At 66.0% G+C, this 22,860-nt stretch carries 26 protein-coding genes and 1 pseudogene; 17 read left to right on the forward strand and 10 right to left on the reverse strand.

The window, feature by feature from the left end; translation table 11 throughout:
• Window positions 1–21 precede the first annotated feature (21 nt).
• Entirely contained in the window at window positions 22–1,248 is a 1,227-nt protein-coding gene (locus P0Y64_14325) for an ATP-binding protein (GenBank protein WEK42550.1), read from the reverse strand.
• A gap of 182 nt (window positions 1,249–1,430) precedes the next feature.
• Between P0Y64_14325 and P0Y64_14330 the strand changes: the two genes are divergently transcribed.
• Genes P0Y64_14330 through P0Y64_14345 form a run of 4 tightly spaced genes read left to right on the forward strand, consistent with a single transcriptional unit; the run spans window position 1,431 to window position 3,983 of the window.
• The gene (locus tag P0Y64_14330; protein WEK42551.1) at window positions 1,431–1,841 is read left to right on the forward strand and encodes a hypothetical protein; all 411 of its coding nucleotides are present in this window, start codon (window positions 1,431–1,433) and stop codon (window positions 1,839–1,841) included.
• 8 nt (window positions 1,842–1,849) lie between these two features.
• Complete coding sequence (locus P0Y64_14335) at window positions 1,850–2,113, forward strand: HPr-rel-A system PqqD family peptide chaperone (protein ID WEK42552.1); 264 nt, start codon at window positions 1,850–1,852, stop codon at window positions 2,111–2,113.
• On the forward strand, window positions 2,110–2,961 hold the full coding sequence (locus P0Y64_14340; protein ID WEK42553.1) for an HprK-related kinase A: 852 nt from the start codon (window positions 2,110–2,112) through the stop codon (window positions 2,959–2,961). Before P0Y64_14335 ends, P0Y64_14340 begins: the two co-directional genes overlap by 4 nt.
• Window positions 2,958–3,983 carry a nucleotidyltransferase family protein gene (locus tag P0Y64_14345; protein ID WEK42554.1) on the forward strand — a complete coding sequence of 342 codons (1,026 nt, stop codon included), beginning with the start codon at window positions 2,958–2,960 and terminating at the stop codon, window positions 3,981–3,983. The genes P0Y64_14340 and P0Y64_14345 overlap by 4 nt, the downstream gene beginning before the upstream one ends.
• On the opposite strand, the gene P0Y64_14350 is transcribed toward P0Y64_14345, so the two are convergent.
• Both P0Y64_14350 and P0Y64_14355 read right to left on the reverse strand, forming a co-directional pair.
• Window positions 3,952–4,311, reverse strand: a complete 360-nt coding sequence (locus tag P0Y64_14350; GenBank protein ID WEK42555.1) for a hypothetical protein — start codon at window positions 4,309–4,311, stop codon at window positions 3,952–3,954. The two genes, P0Y64_14345 and P0Y64_14350, sit on opposite strands and share 32 nt — an antisense overlap.
• The gene (locus P0Y64_14355; protein WEK42556.1) at window positions 4,308–4,970 is read right to left on the reverse strand and encodes an HAD-IA family hydrolase; all 663 of its coding nucleotides are present in this window, start codon (window positions 4,968–4,970) and stop codon (window positions 4,308–4,310) included. The genes P0Y64_14350 and P0Y64_14355 overlap by 4 nt, the downstream gene beginning before the upstream one ends.
• Window positions 4,971–5,032: 62 nt before the next feature.
• On the opposite strand from P0Y64_14355, the gene glmU reads away from it, so the two are divergent.
• The 3 genes from glmU to P0Y64_14370 all read left to right on the forward strand — a co-directional run bounded on the left by glmU (window position 5,033) and on the right by P0Y64_14370 (window position 8,731).
• Window positions 5,033–6,403, forward strand: coding sequence for a bifunctional UDP-N-acetylglucosamine diphosphorylase/glucosamine-1-phosphate N-acetyltransferase GlmU (gene glmU / locus P0Y64_14360; GenBank protein WEK42557.1), 1,371 nt, complete (start codon window positions 5,033–5,035; stop codon window positions 6,401–6,403).
• Between the two features lie 41 nt (window positions 6,404–6,444).
• Complete coding sequence (gene glmS / locus P0Y64_14365) at window positions 6,445–8,268, forward strand: glutamine--fructose-6-phosphate transaminase (isomerizing) (protein ID WEK42558.1); 1,824 nt, start codon at window positions 6,445–6,447, stop codon at window positions 8,266–8,268.
• Window positions 8,269–8,380: 112 nt separating this feature from the next.
• Entirely contained in the window at window positions 8,381–8,731 is a 351-nt protein-coding gene (locus P0Y64_14370; GenBank protein WEK42559.1) for a hypothetical protein, read from the forward strand.
• Window positions 8,732–8,918: 187 nt separating this feature from the next.
• On the opposite strand, the gene rplI is transcribed toward P0Y64_14370, so the two are convergent.
• Genes rplI through rpsF form a run of 3 tightly spaced genes read right to left on the reverse strand, consistent with a single transcriptional unit; the run spans window position 8,919 to window position 10,179 of the window.
• Window positions 8,919–9,512, reverse strand: coding sequence for a 50S ribosomal protein L9 (gene rplI / locus P0Y64_14375; protein ID WEK42560.1), 594 nt, complete (start codon window positions 9,510–9,512; stop codon window positions 8,919–8,921).
• 11 nt (window positions 9,513–9,523) lie between these two features.
• Window positions 9,524–9,748 (reverse strand): 30S ribosomal protein S18, encoded by a 225-nt coding sequence (gene rpsR, locus P0Y64_14380; GenBank protein WEK42561.1) that lies wholly within the window; start codon window positions 9,746–9,748, stop codon window positions 9,524–9,526.
• Entirely contained in the window at window positions 9,748–10,179 is a 432-nt protein-coding gene (gene rpsF, locus P0Y64_14385) for a 30S ribosomal protein S6 (protein ID WEK42562.1), read from the reverse strand. Before rpsF ends, rpsR begins: the two co-directional genes overlap by 1 nt.
• 191 nt (window positions 10,180–10,370) lie before the next feature.
• Between rpsF and P0Y64_14390 the strand changes: the two genes are divergently transcribed.
• The 6 genes from P0Y64_14390 to mltG all read left to right on the forward strand — a co-directional run bounded on the left by P0Y64_14390 (window position 10,371) and on the right by mltG (window position 16,321).
• The gene (locus tag P0Y64_14390; protein WEK42563.1) at window positions 10,371–11,801 is read left to right on the forward strand and encodes a glycosyltransferase family 39 protein; all 1,431 of its coding nucleotides are present in this window, start codon (window positions 10,371–10,373) and stop codon (window positions 11,799–11,801) included.
• 50 nt (window positions 11,802–11,851) lie between these two features.
• A complete protein-coding gene (fabD, locus tag P0Y64_14395) occupies window positions 11,852–12,811 on the forward strand; it encodes an ACP S-malonyltransferase (GenBank protein WEK42564.1) in 960 nt (319 codons plus the stop codon).
• Between the two features lie 13 nt (window positions 12,812–12,824).
• Complete coding sequence (fabG, locus tag P0Y64_14400; protein ID WEK42565.1) at window positions 12,825–13,565, forward strand: 3-oxoacyl-[acyl-carrier-protein] reductase; 741 nt, start codon at window positions 12,825–12,827, stop codon at window positions 13,563–13,565.
• Window positions 13,566–13,656: 91 nt separating this feature from the next.
• A complete protein-coding gene (locus P0Y64_14405; GenBank protein ID WEK42566.1) occupies window positions 13,657–13,893 on the forward strand; it encodes an acyl carrier protein in 237 nt (78 codons plus the stop codon).
• 153 nt (window positions 13,894–14,046) lie between these two features.
• Window positions 14,047–15,306, forward strand: a complete 1,260-nt coding sequence (gene fabF / locus P0Y64_14410) for a beta-ketoacyl-ACP synthase II (protein WEK42567.1) — start codon at window positions 14,047–14,049, stop codon at window positions 15,304–15,306.
• Between the two features lie 46 nt (window positions 15,307–15,352).
• On the forward strand, window positions 15,353–16,321 hold the full coding sequence (gene mltG, locus P0Y64_14415) for an endolytic transglycosylase MltG (GenBank protein WEK42568.1): 969 nt from the start codon (window positions 15,353–15,355) through the stop codon (window positions 16,319–16,321).
• A 10-nt stretch (window positions 16,322–16,331) separates the two neighbouring features.
• Here the strand turns inward: mltG and P0Y64_14420 are convergent, their stop codons facing one another.
• On the reverse strand, window positions 16,332–16,583 hold the full coding sequence (locus P0Y64_14420) for a Rho termination factor (GenBank protein WEK42569.1): 252 nt from the start codon (window positions 16,581–16,583) through the stop codon (window positions 16,332–16,334).
• Between the two features lie 115 nt (window positions 16,584–16,698).
• Here P0Y64_14420 and purF point away from each other — a divergent pair, with 115 nt between their 5' ends.
• Both purF and P0Y64_14430 read left to right on the forward strand, forming a co-directional pair.
• Entirely contained in the window at window positions 16,699–18,156 is a 1,458-nt protein-coding gene (gene purF / locus P0Y64_14425; GenBank protein WEK42570.1) for an amidophosphoribosyltransferase, read from the forward strand.
• Between the two features lie 13 nt (window positions 18,157–18,169).
• Window positions 18,170–18,889: an SDR family NAD(P)-dependent oxidoreductase gene (locus P0Y64_14430; protein ID WEK42571.1), complete on the forward strand. Its 720-nt coding sequence runs from the start codon at window positions 18,170–18,172 to the stop codon at window positions 18,887–18,889.
• A 9-nt stretch (window positions 18,890–18,898) separates the two neighbouring features.
• On the opposite strand, the gene P0Y64_14435 is transcribed toward P0Y64_14430, so the two are convergent.
• Window positions 18,899–19,186 carry a hypothetical protein gene (locus tag P0Y64_14435; GenBank protein ID WEK42572.1) on the reverse strand — a complete coding sequence of 96 codons (288 nt, stop codon included), beginning with the start codon at window positions 19,184–19,186 and terminating at the stop codon, window positions 18,899–18,901.
• Window positions 19,187–19,271: 85 nt separating this feature from the next.
• Between P0Y64_14435 and proB the strand changes: the two are divergent.
• Together proB and P0Y64_14445 are read left to right on the forward strand one after the other, a co-directional pair.
• Window positions 19,272–20,377: pseudogene (proB, locus tag P0Y64_14440) on the forward strand (glutamate 5-kinase).
• Window positions 20,374–21,270 carry an NAD-dependent epimerase/dehydratase family protein gene (locus P0Y64_14445; GenBank protein WEK42573.1) on the forward strand — a complete coding sequence of 299 codons (897 nt, stop codon included), beginning with the start codon at window positions 20,374–20,376 and terminating at the stop codon, window positions 21,268–21,270. Before proB ends, P0Y64_14445 begins: the two are co-directional and overlap by 4 nt.
• A gap of 13 nt (window positions 21,271–21,283) precedes the next feature.
• Here the strand turns inward: P0Y64_14445 and eda are convergent, their stop codons facing one another.
• Window positions 21,284–21,895: a bifunctional 4-hydroxy-2-oxoglutarate aldolase/2-dehydro-3-deoxy-phosphogluconate aldolase gene (eda, locus tag P0Y64_14450; GenBank protein WEK42574.1), complete on the reverse strand. Its 612-nt coding sequence runs from the start codon at window positions 21,893–21,895 to the stop codon at window positions 21,284–21,286.
• Window positions 21,895–22,860: a glucokinase gene (gene glk / locus P0Y64_14455; GenBank protein ID WEK42575.1), complete on the reverse strand. Its 966-nt coding sequence runs from the start codon at window positions 22,858–22,860 to the stop codon at window positions 21,895–21,897. The genes eda and glk overlap by 1 nt, the downstream gene beginning before the upstream one ends.

The following is a 22,860-nucleotide window of genomic DNA, read 5'->3' on the forward strand; positions in this document are numbered from 1 at the left end:
CCCGCCAGTGTGACACTAAGGTTACGCCAATATGACAGCGGCATCGGCTGCCCGCAGCATCACCGTGACGCGGGTGCCTTCGCCGGGCGTGCTCGCGATATCGAGCCGTCCGCGATGCCGTTCGACAACATGTTTGACGATCGCGAGGCCGAGCCCCGTTCCGCCCAGCGAGCGGCTCCGCCCGGCATCGACGCGATAGAAACGCTCGGTGAGGCGGGGCAGATGCTCGGGCGGGATGCCGTCTCCCTGATCGGCCACGACCAGCCGGATCATGCCCGATGCCGCCGGCGCCGCTTCGACACGGATCGGCGTGCCCGCGCGCCCATATTTCATCGCATTGCCGATCAGATTGTGGAGCAGCTGGGAAAGCTGGATCGCATCCCCCGTCACGGCGGGCAGGCCGGGCGTGACGTGAAGCGAAATATCCTTTCCGCGTCCATCGCGCGCATCCCCCAGCGCGCGCGTCACTTCCCCGATCAGCCGCGCGAAATCGACCGAATCCGATGGCTGGCGGAATTTATCCGCCTCGATGCGGGAGAGGCTCATCAGATCCTCGACCAGTCGCTCCATCCGGCGCGCCTCGTCGAACACGATGCGCAGGAAGCGAGCGCGGATTTCCGGATCTTCGCCGGCCTCGTCCGCCAGCGTTTCGACATAGCCCAGGATCGAGGCGAGCGGGGTGCGCAGTTCGTGGCTGGCATTGGCGACGAAATCGACACGCATCTTTTCGGCGGCATGGCTTTCGGTGCGGTCGATCAGGTGAACGAGGCGCCGATCGCCACCGATCGTGTTCGCGCGCATCTCCCAACGCTGATCGAGTGCGCCGAGCCCGACCAGTTCGATCGGGGGAAGCGTCTCGCCGTGGCGCGGCTCGGAAAGGTGCGTCACCGCCGCCGGATGGCGGATCGCCGTGCGCACATCCTCACCCGCGACATGGGGGCCGAGGAGCGCGCGCGCTGCACGGTTCGCACTTATCACGCGTGTGCCCTCCACCAGCAGCACCGGCTCCACGATCGCGTCGATCGCCACATCGATCGCCGGGGCGGGGGTGGCGATTTCGCGCGCGAATGCTGCGGCCTCCGCGTCGTGCTCTTCGCGCATTTGCGACGCAGCGAGCAGCGCGACCAGCCCGCCCGCGAGCGTGACGAGCGGCACCTGCCAGTCGTTCGACAGCGAATAGGTTACCATCGCCGTCACGGCGACGATGCCGGCGGCGAGCCAGCCGCGAGGAGTGATTCCGTCGAGCACGGCGCGGGCTGTAGCCGATCGCGAGCCTGCGCGCATCCGGGCGCAAATGAGTTCATGCGCGGTCGCGCGTAAATGAGCCCGCGTGCCATCGCGCGTAAATGAGATCGTAAACGTCCCGGTGCGATACGGTTCGTGCGCCCGACTTGTTTGATTCGGCCGATTGTGGAAGTGCAACACACCTGATGAGCGACGAGAAAAACATCGCCGACGAACCGCGCGCCGAAGGCGCCACGCGGCGCCGCGCGCTGATGCTCGGCGCGGCGGGAGCGGCGGCGGTTGTCTCGATCCGCCCGGCGCTGGCGCAGACGGCGGGTTCGGTGCTCACCTGCGAGATACCTGTTCCCGATCCGAGCCGCGCCGGCGGCTTCATCGATGCCAATGGCAATGTCGTGCCGGCGGGGACCAAGAATGCATTCGCGCCGCCGGTCCGGCCGTTGAACGGGGAAGACGTGCGCCGCGCGATGGCGACCGGCGGCACGCTGCCCGGCGTCGATTACGAACGCAGCCGCGCCTATATGAAATATGTCGGGCGGTTGCAGCGCGGGACGGCGGGCTTCACCTGTTTCGCCTCGCTCCAGATGCTGCGGAAATAAGCACGCGAATGGCCGCGACGCGCTATCGCGCGCCGGCCCCGGATGGCCTGCGCATCGCGCCGCTCGATGATCTGACCGCAATCTATCAGCGCGCGTCGGGCATCACCCATATCGTCGTGGCGCCGGTGCCGGAATTGCTGGAGGCGATGGCGGGCGAATGGCGTACGCTGGATGCGCTGGCGGAGACGTTCGGGCTCGCCGCCGATGAGCGCGGCGCGCTGATCGAGCGGCTCGACGAACTGGTTGCCGCCGGGTTGATCGAGGCGGGATGAGGCACGTCTATTCCGTCCGTATCGGGCCGGCATCCTTTCGCGTCGGATCGGATTGGCGCGCGCCGATCGATCAGCTGCGCACGCTTTACGCCGATTATCCGGCGTCTGTGGGCGGCATCCCCGATTACAGCGTCCGCCTCTCCGCGACGCGGCCATGGCGGCGCTTCGTGCGCCCGTCGGTGGCGATCGCGGGGGATTATATGCTGCCCGATGCCGCGCCCCTGCCGCTGGCGCACGGGTTGCTTGCCGCCGAGATGGCGATGAACCTGCAACTGGCGCTCGGCGAGCGGCGCTTCCTGCTGCTCCATGCGGCGACGGTGGAGCGAGACGGGCGCGCGATCGTGCTGACCGGCGAATCCGGTGCGGGCAAATCGACGCTGGCGGCGTTGTTCGCGGCGCGGGGCTGGCGGTTGATGGGGGACGAATTCGCGCTGGTCGATCCGGAGACCGGGTTGCTTCACGCCTTTCCCCGGCTGGTGAGCCTGAAGAACGCCGCGATCGCGGTGGTGCGCGCGGCGCTGCCGAACGCCGGTTTCGGCCCGTTGATGCGCGAAACCCCGAAAGGCGACATTCGCCACCTCGTTCCCGATGCGACCGCAATCGCCGCGATGGACACGCCCGCGCGGCCGGCGCTTCTGGTATTCCCGCGTTTCGGCTTCACGATGGACGCACGGCCGGTTGGCGCCAGTGAGGCGTTCGTCCGGCTGACGCAGGCGTCGACCAATTATGTCGCGCTGGGCGAACGCGGCTTCGACGCGCTGACGCGTTTCGTGAGCACGGTGCCGGCGTTCGCGCTGGACTATCCCGATGCGGATGCCGCGATCGCCGCGATCGAGGCGGCGGCGTGAGCCGGGCGGCGGCGCTGCTCTGCCGGCTGCTCGCGGCACCCGAAACGGCGCGCTCGCTCGATGCGGCGCAATGGGTGGAGGTGATCGCGGTGGCGCGGGCGGAGTTGCTGATCGGCTCGCTCGCGTTCCGGCTGTGCGGGTTGCCGGTGCCGCCACGCGTCGACGCGATACTCGCCGCCGCGATCCAGTCGGCCGAGGAGGGGCGGCGGCAGGCTTTGTGGGAGGCGGAGATGGCGCGGCGCGCGCTGGCGCCGCTGGGTTGCCCGATCGTGCTGCTCAAGGGCACTGCCTTTGTCGCGGCGGGGCTCGACGCGGGGCAGGGGCGGCATATCGGCGATCTCGATATCCTCGTCCCGCGCACGGCGCTCGATGCGGCCGAGGCGGCGTTGCTGGATGCGGGATGGGAATGGGTGAAGCCCGATCCCTATGACGATGAATATTACCGGCGCTGGATGCACGAACTGCCACCGCTGATCCACCGCGATCGCGATCGGATGATCGACGTCCACCACACCATTTTGCCGCCGACCGCGCGGACGACGCCCGACGCCATGAAGCTGATCGCTGCGGCCGAGCCGCTCGGCAACGGCCTGTCGATCCTGTCGGCGGAGGATATCGTGATCCATGCCGCGATCCATTTGTTCGCCGATGGCGATCTGTCGGGCGGGCTGCGCAACCTGTGGGATATCGATCGGCTGGTGCGCGAATTCCTGCACCGTGACGGCGATTATCTCACCAAGCTACGCGCGCGCGCGGTGGAGCATCAGGCGGCGCGCGCGGTCGCGCGGTCGCTCAGGCTTGCGGGGAAGCTGTTCGATACGCCCGTGCCGGACGGGAAAGCCGAGCAAAGTTTCGACACGCTGGCGCGCCGTCGCCTGCTAGCGCGCGATGGCTGGGGCCGAGGGACATACCCCGCGACCCGCTTCGCCTTTTACGTCCGTTCGCATTGGCTGCGGATGCCGCCGATGATGCTGGCGCGGCACCTGTGGATCAAAAGCCGGCGTCGCCCCGGAAATGCCTGAAGATGGCGACGACGGCGATCACCCCGATGATGATCGTCGTGTCCGCCACCCAATCCATGATGTCGCAATCGCGATGCAGCGCGGGGAGCGACTGCGCCACCTCGATCAGCGCCCCGAGGAAGGAGAGGCGCTCACCGACCTGAAGCAGCGATGCCTTGGGATAAGCGAGGATGGCGAGCACCGTCAGCGTGCCGAATGCCGCCATATGCTGCCATTTGTCGCCAACGGGAAGCGCGGGCGGCTGCGGCAGCAACGCCATCGTGATCGCGAAGGTCAGCGCGATCGCGAGCAGCAATCGCCAGAAGGTCAGGCGTTCTTGATGGGTCATAGTTTCTCGAGTGCGGAGATCAGTTCGTCGAAATGCGCGATCACGGCTTCCGCCCCGAGCGTCTCGACCGGTTGGTTGAGGAAGCCGAACGCGCAAGCGACCGCGGGTATCCCGGCGGCATGCGCGGCATCGACGTCAAAACTCGAATCCCCGACGAACGCCGCGCGACCGCCGCCGCAGCGCGCGATCATCGCCTCGATCGGCAGAGGCGAAGGCTTGCCGACGCCGAGAGTATCGCCGCCGATGATCGTCGCGAAACGGTTGCTGAGGCCGAGCGCGTCGAGGATCGGCCGGGCGAAATCCTCTCGCTTGTTGGTCATCACCGCCAGCGTGACGTTGCGCGCCGCCAGCGCGTCCAGCGCGGCGATCATGCCCGGAAAAGGGATGGTATCGACCACCAGATTTGCCGCGTAGAAATCGAGCAGCAACGGAAACAATCGATCCAGCAGCGGCTCGTCATACCCGCCGGTGACGGTCAGCGCTTGGGTGAGCATACGCCGCGCCCCGCCGCCGATCATCGCCCGGACAGCATCGACCGGCACGGGCGCGCGACCATCAACGGCCAGCGCGTGATTTACCGCCGCCGCCAAATCCGCGCTCGTATCGAGCAGCGTGCCATCGAGATCGAAACCCACGATTGTGAACGGAAAAACATGCATCGGACAGGTGCCAGACAGCAGCGCTCTGGAAATGGCAAGCATCCAATGCGAAAGCGCACTTTATGAACGACAGACCGATCGCCGCCCCCGTTGCCGCCATCGTCCTCGCCGCCGGCAAGGGGACGCGGATGAAGTCCGATCTCCACAAGGTGCTGCACCCGCTCGCCGGGCGGCCGATGCTGCTGCATCTGCTGGATTGCGTCGCCGCGCTGAAGCCGGCGCGCACGGTGGTGGTGGTCGGCGCCGGGCGCGAGCAGGTCGAGGCGGCGGTCACCCCGGTCGGCGCGGAGGTTGCGCATCAGGCCGAGCAGCTCGGCACCGGACATGCGGTGCATCAGGCGGAAACGGCGCTCGACGGTTTCGCCGGTGACGTGCTCATTCTTTACGGCGACGTGCCGCTGGTCAGCACGGAGACGATGCAACGGATGCTCGATCGGCTCCACGCGGCGGATCGGCCCGCGATGGTGGTGCTTGGCTTCCGCCCGGCCGATGCCGGCGCTTATGGCCGGATCATCGCCGATGGCGACGGGCGCATCGCGAAAATGGTCGAGTTCAAGGACGCGACGGCCGAGGAACGTGCGGTAACGCTCTGTAACTCCGGCTTGATGGCGGTGCGTTCGGAAGATCTGTTCCAGCTGCTCGCGCGGGTCGACAACAACAATGCGGCGGGCGAATTCTACCTCCCCGATATCGTCATGCTGGCGGGGGCGGATGGTCGCCCCTCCGCCGTGATCGAAACGGATGAGGCGCAGGTCGCCGGGGTCAACAGCCGCGCGGAACTGGCGATCGTCGAGCGGGCCTGGCAGGAGCGGCGGCGCGCGCAGGCGATGGCCGATGGCGCCACGTTGATCGCGCCGGAAACGGTGTGGTTCGCCTATGACACGGCGATTGGCCGCGACGTGACGGTGGAGCCCAACGTCGTATTCGGCCCCGGTGTGACGGTGGCGGACGGCGCGACGATCCACGCGTTCAGCCATATCGAAGGGGCGGAAATCGGCGCGGGTTGCTCGGTTGGTCCTTATGCACGGCTGCGGCCCGGCGCGGTGATGCACGCCCGCTCACGCGTCGGCAATTTCGTCGAGATGAAGAAAGCGGTGCTGGGCGAAGGCGCCAAGGCGAACCACCTCACCTATCTCGGCGATGCGGAGGTGGGAGCGGGTGCCAATATCGGTGCCGGAACGATTACCTGCAATTACGATGGTTTCTTCAAATATCGTACGAAGATCGGCGCGGGGGCCTTCATCGGCTCCAATTCCGCGCTGGTCGCGCCGGTGACGATCGGCGACGGTGCGATCGTCGGGGCCGGTGCGGTAGTGACGCGCGATGTGGGCGCGGATGCGCTTGCGCTCGTTCGCCCGGCGCAGGAAGAAAAGCCCGGCTGGGCGGCCCGTTTCCGTCAACAGATGACGGCGCGTAAGAAAGCGGCCAAATAGTTTCCCAAATCAACTGAACACTCTGGAAGATCGAGGCAGTCATGTGCGGCATTGTGGGCATTCTGGGCAATGAAGACGTGGCCGATCGGCTGCTCGACGGGCTGAAGCGGCTGGAATATCGCGGCTATGATTCGGCCGGGATCGCGACGGTTCGCGACGGCGCGATCGATCGCCGGCGCGCGTCGGGCAAGCTGGTCAATCTGGCGCGCGAACTTGCCGCCAATCCGCTGCCCGGCGATGTCGGCATCGCGCACACTCGCTGGGCGACCCATGGCGGCCCGACCACCAACAACGCGCACCCCCATGCGACCGAGTATGTCGCGGTGGTCCACAACGGAATTATAGAGAATTTCAAGCCGTTGCGTGACGAACTTATCGCGCGGGGACGTGTGTTCACCAGCGAAACCGATACCGAGGTGGTCGCGCATCTCGTCAGCGAGAAGATCGAGGCGGGGATGGCCCCGGCGGAAGCGGTCAGCGAGGTGCTGCCGCGGCTCCACGGCGCATTCGCGCTGGCGATCCTGTTCCGCGATCATCCCGAATTGCTGATCGGCGCGCGGCTCGGCTCGCCGCTCGTGGTCGGCTATGGCGATGGCGAGACCTATCTCGGCTCCGACGCGCTGGCGCTCGCGCCGCTGACGCAGCGCATCGCCTATCTCGATGAGGGCGATTGGGTGGTGTGCACGCGCGACGGCGCGCAGGTGTTCGATCGCGACAACAATCCGGTCGAGCGCGCGATCACCATTTCGGGCGTGACGGGGGCGCTGATCGACAAGGGCAACCATCGCCACTTCATGCAGAAGGAGATCTTCGAGCAGCCGATCGTCGTCGCCCAGACGCTGCGCGCCTATCTCCAGCGCATGGAGGATCGCGTTACGCTGCCGATCCCGGAATATGATCTGTCGGCGATCAAGCGCGTCACGATCGTGGCGTGCGGCACCAGTTTCTATGCCGGGATGGTCGCGAAATACTGGTTCGAGCAATTCGCGCGCGTGCCGGTCGATCTCGATGTCGCATCCGAGTTCCGTTATCGCGCGCCGGTGATGGAGCCGGGCGGGCTGATGATCGTCATCAGCCAGTCGGGCGAGACGGCCGACACGCTCGCGGCGCTGCGCCATGCGCGCAGCGAGGGGCAGACGATCGCGGCGGTGGTAAACGTGCCGACCAGTTCGATGGCGCGCGAGGCTGATCTGCTGCTGCCCACCCATGCCGGGCCGGAAATCGGCGTGGCCTCGACCAAGGCATTCACCTGCCAGCTTGCGGTGCTGGCCGCGCTCGCCGCCAATCTCGCCCGCGCCAAGGGGAAGCTGACCCCGGCGGACGAGAAAGCGATCGTCAAGCATCTGTCCGAAGCGCCGGCCGCGCTCAACGCCGCGCTGGCCTATGACGAGGCGATCGAGGCGATGGCCGGCGTGGTCGCCGGTGCGCGCGACGTGCTCTATCTCGGGCGCGGGACGGATTATCCGCTGGCGCTGGAAGGCGCATTGAAGCTCAAAGAAATCAGCTACATTCACGCCGAAGGTTATGCGGCGGGTGAAATGAAGCACGGCCCGATTGCGCTGATCGACGAGAATGTGCCGGTGATCGTCATCGCGCCGAGCGGCCCGTTGTTCGACAAGACCGTCAGCAACATGCAGGAAGTGCAGGCGCGCGGCGGCAAGGTGGTGCTGATCAGCGACTATGACGGTGTGGAAGCGGCGGGTGAGGGCTGCATCGCGACGATCACCATGCCCAAGGTGCATCCGCTGATCGCCCCGCTCGTCTATGCGGTGCCGGTGCAGCTTCTCGCCTATCACGTCGCCGTCGCCAAGGGCACGGATGTCGATCAGCCGCGCAATCTGGCGAAATCCGTGACGGTTGAGTGAACCCGGACCGGCGTGACGAAAGCGACGAATAGAGTGGGGTTCGTCGCTTTCGATTTGCCGCGCCGCGCATGCCGCTGATAGCCTCAATCGGAATATTGGGGTGGGACCAGCAATGAGAAACAAGCGATTTATCTGCGCTGCGATGGTCGCGGCAATGTTGCCGGGGGTGGCCGGTGCCGATGATGCGCGCGATCCGGCGATGCGCAGCGCCGCGGCGCGCGCACGCGACAGCGAGGCGACACGGCAGCTCAACGTTCAGGCGGGCGCGGCGATCACGGGGCCACGTTGGCGCACGGTGCGCGCGGGCGGCGATTATGCCGGTTACACGGCGGCGTCGCGCGATCATGATCGCGACATGGCGCGCTATGCCAGCGATCGCGCGCGTTATGAGCGTGAAATGGCCGAATGGCGCCGCGCGGTCGCCGCCTGTCGCGCGGGGGATTATGCCGCCTGCGATAATTGAGGCGGGTTACACGCGGTTCGATCACTGCGCATCGTGCGAGAAGGGGAAACCGATTTTCTGCTAAAATGATGCGACTGCAAATCGTTGGATCGATAGCGGGGCTTCCGAAATCGCGTTTCTCTCACCAACGAAAAGGCCCGCCGGATCGCTCCGACGGGCCTTTTTCATATCCCCGAAGGGAGCGGGCTTACGCCTGCTCCTCCTCCGACTGAACCTCGGCGCTGGCGCCCGGCTCTGCATTGGGATCATAGTCCTCGGTGAAGCCGCCCTGATCGCGACCTTCCTCGAACATCTGTGCCGCAACGTCTACGCCCGACGCCTGCAGTTCGGCCTCTTCCGGCGAACGTGCGACGTTGACCTTGATCGTCACCGCGACTTCCGGGTGAAGCGCGACCTTCACCTCGTATACGCCGATCGCCTTGATCGGGCGATCGAGCACGATCTGGCTCTTGGCGACCTTGTGCTTGTCAGCAACCAGCGCCTCGATGATGTCACGCACCGCGACCGAGCCGTAAAGCTGGCCGGTGTTCGATGCCTGACGAATGATCGTCACGGACACGTTGTTGAAGTTCTTCGCTTCCTTCTCGGCATCGCCGCGACGGTTAGCGTTTTCGGATTCGATCCGGGCGCGGTTGGCCTCGAACACCTTGCGATTGGCCTCATTGGCCCGCATCGCTTTCTTGTTCGGCAGCAGGTAGTTACGGGCGAAGCCGTCCTTAACCTTCACCACATCGCCGATGGAGCCGAGCTTCTCGACGCGCTCAAGCAGAATAACGTCCATGTGAGCGTTCCTTACTTAACGACGTAGGGCAGCAGGCCCAGGTGACGCGCGCGCTTGATCGCCTGGGCGAGTTCGCGCTGCTTCTTGGCCGACACGCTGGTGATGCGCGACGGAACGATCTTGCCACGCTCAGAGACGAAGCCCTGAAGCAGACGGATGTCCTTATAGTCGATCCGGGGCGCATCCTTCGCGGAGAAGGGGCAGCTCTTGCGGCGGCGGAAAAACGGACGGGCCATTATGCAACTTCCTCTTCGCGATCACGACGCGGGCGATCACCGCCGCGGTCGCCACGATCACCACGATCGCCGCGGTCACCACGCTCGGCGCGACGCTCACGATCACGCTCCTGCTTGCGCATCATCACCGACGGGCCGGTTTCGTGGCCGTCGACCTTGATGGTCATGTAGCGGATGATGTCTTCGTTGATCTGGCTCTGGCGCTCCAGCTCGGCGACGGTATCGCCGGGGGCGTCGATTTCGAGCATCACGTAATGCGCCTTGCGGTTCTTCGCGATGCGATAAGCAAGGCTGCGGAGCCCCCAGGTCTCGGTCTTCACGACCTTGCCGTTATGGGCTTCGACGATTTTCGTGGCGGATTCCGCCAGCGCGTCCACCTGCGCTTGTGCCAAATCCTGGCGCGCAAGGAACACGTGCTCGTAAAGAGCCATGTGCTTTCCTTCGTTGGCCGATCGCTGACATGGCCCCATGCCATGCCCCTCCGGCTGTCGTCTCAAACAACTCGCGAGCGACGGATCGCTCCATCGCCGTGAGAGGCGCGTCCCTTAGCGGAAACCGGCGGAAAGGCAAGCGCGGCGGCGTTTAAACCGAATCTCCACCGCTTCCCCCGTAGGCGCGCCGCATGACACGATCGGATTCGCGGATTTCCTGGCATTGGCCGGCCATACTGATCGTGGCGGTAGGGCTGGCGCTATGGATCGGCTGGGTCGGCTTCATCGCATCGGACGATTCGCTCTATTATGTCGGTGCGCAGGCGTGGCTGGAGCATCCCCCGGTTGCCGGGGCGGATCACTGGTCCACCCGCTTTCCGCTGATCCTGACCTTCGCGGGCGTTATCGCGACGGTCGGGCGCAATTACGCCGCCTTCGCGGTGACGGCGGTGCTGTTCTACGTCGTGCTTGTCGTGCTTGTCGGGTTTTTCGCTCGCGGTGTCGGCGGCCAGCGCGCGGGATGGATCGCCGCGCTGCTGACGGCGACGCTGCCCGTCGTCGTCTTCCATGCCTCGACCGTCAGTGTCGATCTGCTTGAGGTGTCGGCGCTGATCGCGGGGGCGATGCTGCTCGGGCGCGCGACGGACGACCGCGTGGGGTTGTGGCGGGGCGGAGGCGCGGGGCTGTGCTTCGGGATCGCGATCCTGTGCCGCGAGACGAGCGTGCTGGCGCTGGTGGCTTTCGTGCCGATGTTCCTGATCGGGCGGCCGGTGCCGCGACGCGTGCTCGTTGCCGCCGGCGTGGGGCTCGCGCTGACGCTCGGGGCGGAAGCGCTTTTTCAATATGCGATGACCGGCGATCCGCTGCGCCGCTACGCAATCGCCTTCCACCACGACGAACATATCGACCGGGCGGCCAATATGGAGGGCAATTTCCTGCTGTGGCCGCCGATCGATCCGCTGCTGGTGTTGCTGATCAATGACGATTTCGGGTTGCTGTTCTGGCTCGCGGGGCTGGCGCTGGCGCTTGGCGCGGCGCGCGGGCTGGGAGAGGCGCAGCGCCGGCAGCTGACGATCCTCACCGCGATGGCGGGGGCGAGCTTCGTGCTGGTCGCCGCACTCTACACCAAGCTGGTGCTCAACCCGCGATACTTCACGCTGGCGGCGATCGTGGCGGTGGTGGTGCTGGCGCTATGGCTCGATCGCCTCGCGGGAAGATGGCGGGCGCTGCTGCTCGTCGCGATCATCGGCAGCGACCTGTTGCTGATGAGCGTCGGCAATATGCATCCGCGCTGGGAGATGGAGGCGCTGGTCGATGCCGCGCGCCGTCACCCGACCGAAATCGTGGCGGGCGAATCGCATGAAGTGCGCCGCGCGCGAATTCCGATGACCTTCGCTGGCATCGACAATCTGCGTTACGCGCCCGCCACCCCCGGCGGCCTGATCGTGATGCCGGCGAGCGAGGCGCCGGCAGGGGTGGTCGTCACGCGCTATCCCTCGCCGCCGACGCGGCTTGGCGGGGTGCTCCGCGCACTTGGTCTGGAGCCGATCGTCCCGCAGGCGATCGCGCGGCGCATGTTCGCGCCGGATGCGGAAATGGTGCTCGTCCGCACGCATAGTTGACCCCGCGCCGCTGTCGCGCCTAACCGCGCCCTTCGATCAAGGAGGGCATCATGCGCGCGTTCATTTTTCCAGGGCAGGGGAGCCAGTCTGTCGGCATGGGCAAGGCGCTCGCCGACGCTAGCAGCCACGCGCGCGAAGTATTCCAGGAAGTCGACGACGCGCTCGGCCAGAAGCTGTTCCAGCTGATGACTGACGGACCGGCCGAGGATCTGACGCTCACTGAAAACGCCCAGCCGGCGATCATGGCCAATGCCATCGCCACGCTGCGCGTGCTGGAGCGCGAGGGAGGCGTCTCGCTCGCCGACAAGGCCGATTTCGTCGCGGGCCATTCGCTGGGCGAATATAGCGCGCTGTGCGCGGCGGGGACGTTCGATCTCGCCACGACGGCGCGGCTGCTCAAGCTGCGCGGGCAGGCGATGCAGGCCGCCGTGCCGGTGGGCGAGGGCGCGATGGCCGCGCTGCTCGGCGCCGATCTCGAAAAGGCGCAGGCGATCGCCAATGCCGCCGTCGAGGCGATCCGCGCCGAGGGCGGTGGCGAGCGAATCTGCACCGTCGCCAATGACAATGATCCGTCGCAGGTGGTGATCAGCGGTCATAAGGACGCGATCGAGCGCGCGATCACGCTGGCCAAGGATCACGGCGCGAAGCGTGCGCTGCTGCTGCCGGTTTCCGCGCCGTTCCACTGCCCGTTGATGCAGCCGGCCGCCGAGGCGATGGAAAAGGCGCTGGCCGACGCGCGCCTCGCCGCGCCGCTTGTGCCGCTTTACTGCAATGTCGATGCCGCGCCGGTCGTGGAAGCGGACCTTATCCGCACCGGGCTGGTGCGGCAGGTTACCGGCATGGTGCGCTGGCGCGAATCGGTGCTGGCGATGCAGGAAGCCGGCGTCGACACGTTCGTGGAATTCGGCGGCAAGGTGCTCGCCCCGATGGTGAAGCGCATCGCGCCAGACGCCAACGCCACCAGCATCGTGACGATGGACGACATCGAAGCGCTGCTGAAGACGCTCTGAATTGGAGACTGATATGTTCGACCTCACAGGCATGACCGCGCTGGTCACCGGCGCTTCGGGCGGAATCGGATCGGCCATCGCGCAGGCGCTGGCGGCGCAGGGCGCACGGCTCGCCGTTTCCGGCTCGAATGCCGAAAAACTCAACGCTTTCCGCGACAGCCTTGGCGGCGATCACGTCGCGGTGCCGGCGAATCTCTCCGATCCGGCGGCGGTCGACGCGCTGGTTCCGGCGGCGGTCGAAGCACTCGGCGGCCGACTCGATATCCTCGTCAACAATGCCGGCATCACGCGCGACAATCTCGCGATGCGGATGAAGGATGACGAATGGCAGCAGGTGATCTCGGTCAACCTCGAAGCCGCCTTCCGGCTGATTCGCGCCGCCGCGAAGCCGATGATGAAGCAGCGTTTCGGCCGCGTGATTTCGATCACTTCGGTCGTCGGGCAGACCGGAAATCCGGGGCAGGCGAATTATGCCGCGTCCAAGGCCGGGCTGGTCGGCATGTCCAAGGCGCTGGCGCAGGAACTGGCGAGCCGTAACATCACCGTGAACTGCGTGGCCCCCGGATTCATCCGTTCCGCGATGACCGAAGTGCTGCCGGAGGCGCAGAAAACTGCGCTTCTCGGAAAAATTCCGGCAGGTGATCTTGGAACAGGGGAAGACATTGGCGCCGCCGTCGTCTATCTGGCGTCGAAGGAAGCGGGTTATGTCACCGGCCAGACGCTGCATGTGAATGGCGGCATGGCGATGGTGTAACGCAATCGCTATCGCCCGCTTGCCACGAACCGCTAGCCGTTCTAGCTGCGTTCAGGAACCAATAACCCCCAAACGATATGAGGGCACGAGAATGAGCGAGACCGCCGACCGCGTGAAGAAGATCGTCGTCGAGCATCTCGGCGTCGAAGCCGATAAGGTGACCGAAGATGCCAGCTTCATTGACGATCTCGGTGCCGACAGTCTCGACATCGTCGAACTGGTGATGGCGTTCGAGGAAGAATTCGGTGTTGAGATCCCCGATGATGCCGCCGAGAAGATCACGACCGTAAAGGACGCGATCAGCTATATCGACGAGCACAAGGGCTGATTCCGGGGCTGATTTCTCAGACCCGACTGTCCTTATTGCCCTGAGCTTGTCGAAGGGCTGCCTTTCACCGGCAACGGGAAGCGGGCAGGACAGGGTTTCGACAGGCTCAGCCCCCAACGGGCTGGGCCTGTTGTCATTTTTCGGAGAGTTGCAATGCGTCGTGTCGTCGTCACCGGCCTAGGCCTGGTCACCCCGCTCGGCAGTAATGTCGAGACGGCCTGGGCCAATATCATCGCCGCACGTTCGGGCGCTGGCCCGATCACCCATTTCGATGCGTCGGATCAGAAATGCCGCATCGCCTGCGAGGTGAAGCCGGCCGATCACGAATATGGCTTCGATCCGTCGAAGCGCGTCGATCACAAGATTCAGCGTCAGGTCGATCCTTTCATCATCTTCGGCATCGATGCCGCCGGGCAAGCGCTGGAAGACGCCGGCCTGACCGAGATGAGCGAAGCCGAACGGCTGCGCGCCGGTTGCTCGATCGGCGCGGGCATCGGTGGCCTGCCGGGCATCGCGAGCGAATCGATCGTGCTCCACGAAAAGGGGCCGGGCCGAGTTTCGCCGCATTTCGTCCACGGGCGGCTGATCAACCTGATCTCCGGTCAGGTCTCGATCAAATACGGGCTGATGGGGCCGAATCACGCGGTCGTCACCGCTTGCTCCACCGGCGCGCATTCGATCGGCGACGCCGCGCGGATGATCGCGATGGACGATGCCGACGTGATGCTGGCGGGCGGCGCGGAAGGCGCGATCTGCCCGCTCGGCATCGCCGGCTTCGCGCAGGCGCGCGCGCTCTCGACCAATTTCAACGACGCGCCGGAAAAGGCGAGCCGCCCCTATGATCGTGATCGCGACGGTTTCGTGATGGGCGAGGGCGCTGGCGTCGTCGTGCTCGAGGAATATGAGCGGGCGAAGGCGCGCGGCGCGAAAATCTATGCGGAAGTGATCGGCTACGGCCTATCGGGCGATGCCTATCACGTCACCGCGCCGCACCCGGAAGGGTCGGGCGCGTTCCGCTCGATGGAAATGGCGATGCGCAAGAGCGGCCTCGCGCTGTCCGACATCGACTATATCAACGCGCACGGCACCTCGACCCCGCTTGGCGACGAGCTGGAGCTGGGCGCGGTGCGCCGGCTGTTCGGCGACGCGCTCGGCGGGCTGTCGATGTCGTCGACCAAGTCGGCGATCGGGCATCTGCTGGGCGGCGCCGGGGCGGTCGAATCGATCTTCTGCATCCTCGCGCTGCGGGATCAGATCGTGCCGCCGACGCTGAACCTCGACAATCCGAGCGAGAATTGCATCGGCGTGGACCTCGTCCCGCATGTCGCGAAGAAGCGGAAGGTGCGCGCGGTGCTGAACAATTCGTTCGGCTTCGGCGGCACCAACGCCTCGCTGGTGATGAAGGCGGTTTAATCCGCAACGCCCGCGCCGCTTCGGTGGCGCGGGTATAGGAATATCCATGCGCAAGCTCGGTTGCTTCGGAATGTTGCTCGGCCTGCTGGGCATCGCCGCGCTTGCGTGGCTGGCGCATGATTGGAGCGGTGCGGGCCCGGCGGCCAAGCCGGTCGCGGTCATCGTGCCGGAGGGCGCATCGCTCTCCCGCGCCGCGACTGAGCTGCAAAAGGCCGGGGCTATCCGATCGGCGACGCGTTTCCGGGGTTACGCCCGCGTGTTCGGCAATGGCCAGCCGATCAAGGCCGGGGAATATGCCATTCCCGCTCACGCCAGCGCCTCCGAGGTGCTGGCGCTGATGCAGGAAGGCAAGGTCCGCCAGCGGCTGATCCCGGTGCCGGAAGGCTATCCTTCGATCCTCGTTCACGAGGCGCTGATGAGCGCCGACGGGCTGGTTGGCGAGGTGCCGGTTCCGGCGGAGGGCTCGATCCTGCCCGACAGCTATGCCTATCAGACGGGCGATACGCGTGCGGCGGTGGTCGCACGGATGCAAAAGGCGATGCGCGACTATCTCGCCGCAGCGTGGAAGCGGCGCAAGCCGGGGATCGCGGTGACCACCCCGGAACAGGCGATCATCCTCGCCTCGATCGTAGAGAAGGAAACCGGCAAGCCGAGCGAACGGCGTGAGGTCGCCGCGGTTTATGCCAATCGCCTGAAGCGCGGGATGCCGCTCCAGGCCGATCCGACGGTGATCTATCCGATCACCAAAGGTAAGCCGCTCGGCCGCCGCATCCTGCAATCGGAGCTGCGCGCGAAAAACGGGTATAACACCTATGCCGAAGCCGGCCTGCCGGCTGGCCCGATCGCCAATCCCGGGCGCGCCTCGATCGATGCGGTGCTGGATCCGGCGCAGACCGCCGCGCTCTATTTCGTAGCTGACGGCACCGGCGGCCATGTGTTCGCCAACACGCTCGATCAGCACAATGCGAATGTGAAGAAATGGTACGCCATCCGCCGTGCGCGCGGGGAAATGTAGGCGAGAAGCCTCACCCGTGCCCGCGGATCGCCTTCACCAGTTCCGCTTTCGACATGGTTGAGCGGCCCGCGATTCCGATCTTCCGCGCCTCGCTGTAAAGATCCTCCTTCGATCGCGTCTCCAGCTTCTGCCCGCGTGGATGCAGCGTGCCGGCGGCATGGGCATTGGCGATGCGCGCGGCCTTTTCCTTCGAATCGCCTTGCTTGAGCAACGCCTCGTAAAGCTTGTCGTCCTTGATCTGCGGGCCGTGGTCCCGTGCCATGCCGGTCTCCTGCTGTTTTCGGGGAAAACGACCAGCAACGGCAATTGCTCCGGAACCGACAGTGACAAATCGGAGACAGGCACTATATGCGGCCTCGCACGACGCGAGCCCCGTAATGCTGACCACGAATCCTTTCGACGACGACCATCTGCACGAAGAGTGCGGCATCTTCGGGGTGTCAGGCGCTGATAGCGCCGCCGCTCTGGTGGCGCTGGGCCTTCACGCTTTGCAACACCGTGGCCAGGAGGCGGCGGGAATTACCGCTTTCGACGGTACGCAGTTCCGCACCCATCGCGCGATGGGCCATGTCGCGGGCAATTTCGACAGCGACAGCGTGATTCGCGCGCTCGCCGGCTCGGTCGCCTGCGGACATGTCCGTTATTCGACCACGGGCGAAACGGCGCTGCGCAATGTTCAGCCCTTATATGCCGATCTCGCCACCGGTGGGTTTGCGATTGCGCATAACGGCAATATTTCCAATGCGATGCGGTTGCGGCGCGAATTGGTGCGGCGCGGTTCGATCTTCCAGTCGACCAGCGACACCGAAACAATCATCCACCTTGTCGCCACCTCCAGCTATCGCTCGCTGCTCGATCGTTTCATCGATGCGCTGAAGCAGGTTGAGGGCGCCTATTCGCTGATCGTGATGACGCCGGAAGGGATGATCGCCTGCCGCGATCCGCTGGGCATCCGGCCGCTGGTGATCGGCAAGCTCGGCGATGCGATCATGTTCGCGTCTGAAACCGTCGCGCTGGACGTGGTCGGCGCGGAATTCGTCCGCTCGGTCGAACCGGGCGAGCTGGTGATCGTGCAGGGCGCGGAGATGCGCTCGATCCACCCGTTCGCGAAGGCGGCGGCGCGGCCGTGCATCTTCGAATGGGTTTATTTCTCGCGCCCGGATTCGATCGTCGACGATCTGTCCGTCTATTCGGTGCGCAAAGCGATCGGTGCCGAGCTGGCGCTCGAATCGCCGGTCGACGCCGATCTCGTGATCCCGGTGCCGGATTCGGGCGTGCCCGCCGCGATCGGATATGCGCAGGAATCGGGCATTCCGTTCGAGCTGGGGATCATCCGCTCGCATTATGTCGGCCGCACCTTCATCCAGCCGGGCGACAAGGTTCGCCACCTGGGCGTGAAGCTGAAGCACAATGCCAATCGTGCGCTGATCAAGGGCAAGCGGGTGGTGCTGATCGACGATTCGATCGTGCGTGGCACCACCAGCGTGAAGATCGTGCAGATGATGCGCGAAGCCGGCGCGATCGAGGTGCACATGCGCATCGCCAGCCCACCGACCAAGCATAGCTGCTTCTATGGCGTCGATACGCCCGAGCGCGAAAAGCTGCTCGCCGCGAAGCTCGATCTCGCCAGGATGACTGAATATATTGGCGCGGATTCGCTCGGCTTCGTCTCGATCGACGGGCTGTACAAAGCGCTGGGCGAACAGGGGCGCACCCAAGAGCGTCCGCAATATTGCGACGCCTGCTTCACCGGCGATTATCCCACCGTGCTGACCGATCATGACGAGCTGGCGGAGGTCGATCAATTCGCCCTGCTCGAAGAACGCGTCGCCTGAACCCGAGCCTGATATGACCGACCAGAACAAGCCGCTCGCGGGGAAGCTCGCGCTCGTTACCGGCGCCTCGCGCGGCATTGGGGCGGCGACCGCCACCGCGCTTGCTGCACAGGGTGCGCATGTCGTGATCACCGCGCGTTCCGCGAAGGAACTGGAGGCGATCGAGCAGGCGATTTTCGATGCGGGTGGATCGGCGACGATCGCGCCGCTCGATCTGACCGAGACCGATGCGATCGCGCGGTTGGCCGCTGCGGTGGGCGAGCGCTGGAAAGCGCTCGACGTGCTGGTGCTCAACGCCGGAATGCTTGGCACGCTGGCATCAGTGCCGGCGATCGATCCCAAGGAACTGGCGCAGGTGCTGACGCTCAACGTGTCCGCGCAAGTCGCGCTGATTCAGGCGTTCGATCCGATGCTGAAGCAATCCGATGCGGGCAAGGTAATCGCGATCACCTCCTCCGTCGGGCGCAAGCCGCGCGCTTATTGGGGCGCTTACGGTGCATCCAAGGCGGCGATGGACACGCTTATCACCGCTTATGGTGACGAAGTGGGCGAGATCAGCCGCATCCGCACGGCGATCGTCGATCCCGGCGCGACGCGCACCGTGATGCGCGCGCGCGCCTATCCGGGTGAAGACCCGGCTTCGGTGAAAGAGCCGGGCGTGGTTGCGGCGCGCATCGTTGCGCTGGCCGTCGACGGTTTTGAAAACAACCATTTCGAGCGCGTCGAAGCCTGATTTTCGGGCCTATTTTGGCGGATGCTCGCGAAGGCATTGCGCGATGATCGGCCGAAATTCGCCACGCGCGGGCTTTTTCTGAAGCTGCGCGACCGTTTTGGTGGCGAGTTGATGATCGGCAACGCAGCCGCAGACCGTGGGCACGTCGATTCTGGCGGGTGCATTCCGTGCTTTCGTAACGCACTGTTTAACAGCCCTTTCGCGATACGATTTGCGGAACGATTGTTCGTAGGCGGGGGTGTTTCCGCCGATGGCGCCGCCCTGAAGCGAGGCGGCGAGAAGTGCGATGGTCAACATTCGTACTAGCTAGGGCGCGGGCCTTACCCATCCATTACCATGAGAATGATTGGCGGCGCGCGCGCCACGCGCTAACGCCAGCGTGATGCTGTTTCCCCCTGATACCTGTCCCCGGATCGTCGTGAAGATCGGATCGGCGTTGCTCGTCGATGCCGAAGGCGGCGTGCGTCGCACCTGGCTGGAAGGGCATCGCGGCCGACATCGCCGAACGAGTCGCGTGCCGGGCAACAGGTCGCCGTCGTGTCGTCCCGGGGCGATCGCGCTTGGGGCGCGGCGGCTGGGTCTGGCCAAGGGCGGACGGGCAAGCCTTGAGGACGCGCAGGCAGCGGCAGCGACCGGCCAGATCGCGCTCGGCCATACCTGGGCGGAAGTGCTGGGCGGGGAGCGGGCTGACGGCGGCGCAGATCCTCGTCACGCTTGACGATCTGGAGGATCGACGGCGCTATCTCAACGCCTCCGCGACGCTGGGGCGGCTGCTTCAGCTCGGCGTAGTGCCAGTCATCAACGAGAATGATAGCGTCGCGACGGAGGAAATCCGTTTCGGCGACAATGATCGGCTCGCGGCGCGGGTGGCGCAGGCGGCTGGCGCGCAAGGGCGTGGTGCTCCTGTCCGACATCGACGGGCTTTACGATCGCAACCCGGCGCAACCCGGCGCGCAGCATATCGCGCGGATCGAGCGGATCGATGCGAAGATCGCGGCGATGGCCGATACCGGCTCGGCATCCGGCATGGGCTCTGGCGGCATGGTGTCAAAAATCGAAGCGGCGCGGATCGCGGGCGGCGCCGGGGTGGCGCTGGCGATCGCCTCCGGGCGGATCGAGCGCCCTTTGTCGACCGACGCGCGGCATACGATCTTCGTCCCCGAAAAGCGCGCGCGGGCGCGCAAGGCGTGGCTTGCCGGGCGACTGACCGCGAAGGGGGCCATCGCGGTCGATGCCGGCGCGGTGAAGGCTTTGGTGGAGGGGCGCAGCCTGCTCGCGGCGGGCGCGACCGGCGTGACCGGGCGTTTCGCACGCGGCGATGTGGTGACGATCGAAGGGCCGGACGGCGCGGTGGCGCGTGGCCTTGCCGAATATGATGCGGCGGAGGTGACGCAGCTGCTCGGCCGGCGCAGCGAGGAACATGAAGCGATCCTCGGCTACGCCCCGCGCGCGGCGCTGATCCATCGCAACCATATGGCATTGCTGTGATCCTCGCCCTCACCGGGGGGACCGGGTTCGTTGGGGGGCATGTGATCCGCCGGGCGCTGGAGGCGGGGTACCAAGTGCGGGCGCTCGCCCGACGCGCACAGCCCGCGCGGGACGGCGTGACGTGGATCGCCGGCGCGCTCGACGATCCGGCCGCGCTCGCCACGCTGACGGCACAGGCGGATGCGGTGATCCATATCGCGGGCGTGGTGAACGCGCCTGATCGCGCGGGCTTCGTCGCGGGAAATATCGACGGGACGCGCGCGATCGTGGAGGCGACGGCGCCGGGGACGCGCTTCGTCCATGTCTCCTCGCTTTCGGCGCGCGAGCCGCAGCTTTCGATCTATGGCTGGTCGAAACATGAGGCGGAGGCCGTGATCGCGGCATCCGCCCTTGCATGGGATATGGTGCGGCCGCCTGGAATCTACGGCCCGGGCGATATGGAAATGCTGGACGTATTCCGCTTCGCCCGGTCGGGCTTCTCGATCACGCCGCCGCCGGGGCGGGTTTCGTGGATCCACGTCGACGATCTCGCGCGGCTGCTGGTGAAGCTGGCGGAAACGCCCGCGTCGCGCGCCATCTATGAGGTAGATGATGGGCGTGAGGGCGGCTGGACCCATCACGAGTTCGCGGTGGCGATCGGGGCTGCGCTGGGGCGCAGGGTTCGTCCGATCGCGCTGCCGCCTGCACTATTGCGGCTTGGCGCGCGGATCGATGGACTGATGCGCGGCAAAAACGCGAAACTCACCGCCGACCGGGTGGCCTATTTTTGTCACCCCGATTGGACGGTCGACCCTGCCAAACGCCCCACAGCCGAGATCTGGACACCCCGGATCGCGGGCGATGCGGGGCTGAAAGAAACGGTCGAAAGCTATCGCGCGGCCGGTTTGGTGTAGCTGGCGCGGCTCTTTATCGGAGCCCCGCCGCAGCGCGCGCTTTTGCGGTCACCTCAGCCATTGACGCGCCCGCGGGGGTCACCCAGCTTCCGCCGACGCACAGCACGCGATCGAACGCCAGCCAGTCAGGCGCGCTGGCTTCGGTGATCCCGCCGGTTGGGCAGAAGCGGCACTGGTGGAACGGGGCAGCCAACGCCTTCAGCGCCTTCAGCCCGCCGCTCGTTTCCGCCGGGAAGAATTTGAAATGCGTAAGGCCGAGGTCGAGCCCGCGCATGATGTCCCCGGCGGTCGCGATGCCCGGCAGAAAGGGTACGCCGCTGGCGACGATCGGTTGCGCCAGCCGCTCCGTGAGGCCGGGGGAGACGATGAATTCCGCACCGGCGTCCATCACCTGCTCGAACTGTTCGGTGGAGACGACGGTGCCCGCACCGACGATCACGCCGGGCACCTGCTTCATCTCGCGGATAGCATCGAGCGCGGCGGGGGTGCGCAACGTCACCTCCAGCACGCGCAGCCCGCCCGCGACGAGCGCTTCGGCGAGCGGTCGCGCGGTTGCCGCGTCATCGATGACGAGGACGGGGATCACCGCGCTGGTGCGCATGATCGCCTCGATGGTTGCGGACATCAGCTATGCTCCTGCGCGAAAGCCGCCGCGGCGCCGAACAGGCCGGGCTGGGGATGGGTGATGAGTTTGACCGGGATCGCCGCCATCATCGATTGGAAGCGCCCCTTGGCGATGAAGCGATGCTCGAAGCCGGAGCGGAGCAGGCGATCCTTGATGCGCAGGCCAAGGCCGCCCGCGATCACCACGCTGTTAGCGCCGTGTGCCAGCGCGAGATCGCCCGCCACCGCGCCGAGCGCGAGACAGAAGCGATCGAGCGCGGCCAGCGCGATCGGATCGCTGCCTTCGAGTGCTTCCTGCCAGATTTCCTTGTCATCGCGGCTGGGGACAGCGCGTCCATCCAGCGCGGCGAGCGTTTCATAGATCGCGACGATGCCGGGACCGGCGCAGACCCGCTCGGCGGATACGCGGGTATAGGTTGAGCGCAGGCGCCCGACGAGCGCATCCTCGATCGCATCCAGCGGCGCATAATCGATATGCCCGCCCTCGGTCGGGAGGACGTGATAGCGGCCGGCGGCGCGCAGCACCTGTGCCACCCCGAGGCCGGTGCCGGGGCCGCAGACCGTGGTGACACCGCTGGGCGGCAACGGCGTGTCCGGACCGCAAAGATGCTCGAACTGATCGTCCGGAAGTTGCGCAACCGAGTGACCAACCGCGCCGAAATCATTGATGATCGTATATATTTCGGCGTCGAGCCGCTCCGGGATCAGCGACGGGCGGATCACCCATGGATTATTGGTGAGGCGGATCACGTCGCCTGTGATCGGCGACGCGACCGAAATCGCGGCAGCGCCGGGCAGGGGGCGATCGAGCGTCGCGGCAAACGCCTGCCATGCCGTCTGCAACGATGCGTGCTCGGCTGTCTTGAGCGTCACCGGCTCGCCGAGGTGCACCACCTTGCCGTCCGCCACTTCGGCGATGGCGAAGCGCGCATGAGTGCCCCCGATATCGACTGCGACTGTTTCCAT

It is taken from the genome of Candidatus Sphingomonas colombiensis (assembly GCA_029202845.1).
In the GTDB taxonomy this organism is placed as follows: domain Bacteria; phylum Pseudomonadota; class Alphaproteobacteria; order Sphingomonadales; family Sphingomonadaceae; genus Sphingomonas; species Sphingomonas colombiensis.

What these genes read in the sequence shown, in the direction of transcription:
- P0Y64_14330 (WEK42551.1), top strand. Translation starts at nt 1,431, where the DNA reads ATGAGCGACGAGAAAAACATCGCCGACGAACCGCGCGCCGAAGGCGCC.
- P0Y64_14335 (WEK42552.1), top strand. Translation starts at nt 1,850, where the DNA reads ATGGCCGCGACGCGCTATCGCGCGCCGGCCCCGGATGGCCTGCGCATC.
- P0Y64_14340 (WEK42553.1), top strand. Translation starts at nt 2,110, where the DNA reads ATGAGGCACGTCTATTCCGTCCGTATCGGGCCGGCATCCTTTCGCGTC.
- P0Y64_14350 (WEK42555.1), bottom strand. Translation starts at nt 4,311, where the DNA reads ATGACCCATCAAGAACGCCTGACCTTCTGGCGATTGCTGCTCGCGATC.
- P0Y64_14355 (WEK42556.1), bottom strand. Translation starts at nt 4,970, where the DNA reads ATGCATGTTTTTCCGTTCACAATCGTGGGTTTCGATCTCGATGGCACG.
- glmU (WEK42557.1), top strand. Translation starts at nt 5,033, where the DNA reads ATGAACGACAGACCGATCGCCGCCCCCGTTGCCGCCATCGTCCTCGCC.
- glmS (WEK42558.1), top strand. Translation starts at nt 6,445, where the DNA reads ATGTGCGGCATTGTGGGCATTCTGGGCAATGAAGACGTGGCCGATCGG.
- P0Y64_14370 (WEK42559.1), top strand. Translation starts at nt 8,381, where the DNA reads ATGAGAAACAAGCGATTTATCTGCGCTGCGATGGTCGCGGCAATGTTG.
- rplI (WEK42560.1), bottom strand. Translation starts at nt 9,512, where the DNA reads ATGGACGTTATTCTGCTTGAGCGCGTCGAGAAGCTCGGCTCCATCGGC.
- rpsR (WEK42561.1), bottom strand. Translation starts at nt 9,748, where the DNA reads ATGGCCCGTCCGTTTTTCCGCCGCCGCAAGAGCTGCCCCTTCTCCGCG.
- rpsF (WEK42562.1), bottom strand. Translation starts at nt 10,179, where the DNA reads ATGGCTCTTTACGAGCACGTGTTCCTTGCGCGCCAGGATTTGGCACAA.
- P0Y64_14390 (WEK42563.1), top strand. Translation starts at nt 10,371, where the DNA reads ATGACACGATCGGATTCGCGGATTTCCTGGCATTGGCCGGCCATACTG.
- fabD (WEK42564.1), top strand. Translation starts at nt 11,852, where the DNA reads ATGCGCGCGTTCATTTTTCCAGGGCAGGGGAGCCAGTCTGTCGGCATG.
- fabG (WEK42565.1), top strand. Translation starts at nt 12,825, where the DNA reads ATGTTCGACCTCACAGGCATGACCGCGCTGGTCACCGGCGCTTCGGGC.
- P0Y64_14405 (WEK42566.1), top strand. Translation starts at nt 13,657, where the DNA reads ATGAGCGAGACCGCCGACCGCGTGAAGAAGATCGTCGTCGAGCATCTC.
- fabF (WEK42567.1), top strand. Translation starts at nt 14,047, where the DNA reads ATGCGTCGTGTCGTCGTCACCGGCCTAGGCCTGGTCACCCCGCTCGGC.
- mltG (WEK42568.1), top strand. Translation starts at nt 15,353, where the DNA reads ATGCGCAAGCTCGGTTGCTTCGGAATGTTGCTCGGCCTGCTGGGCATC.
- P0Y64_14420 (WEK42569.1), bottom strand. Translation starts at nt 16,583, where the DNA reads ATGGCACGGGACCACGGCCCGCAGATCAAGGACGACAAGCTTTACGAG.
- purF (WEK42570.1), top strand. Translation starts at nt 16,699, where the DNA reads ATGCTGACCACGAATCCTTTCGACGACGACCATCTGCACGAAGAGTGC.
- P0Y64_14430 (WEK42571.1), top strand. Translation starts at nt 18,170, where the DNA reads ATGACCGACCAGAACAAGCCGCTCGCGGGGAAGCTCGCGCTCGTTACC.
- P0Y64_14435 (WEK42572.1), bottom strand. Translation starts at nt 19,186, where the DNA reads ATGTTGACCATCGCACTTCTCGCCGCCTCGCTTCAGGGCGGCGCCATC.
- eda (WEK42574.1), bottom strand. Translation starts at nt 21,895, where the DNA reads ATGTCCGCAACCATCGAGGCGATCATGCGCACCAGCGCGGTGATCCCC.
- glk (WEK42575.1), bottom strand. Translation starts at nt 22,860, where the DNA reads ATGGAAACAGTCGCAGTCGATATCGGGGGCACTCATGCGCGCTTCGCC.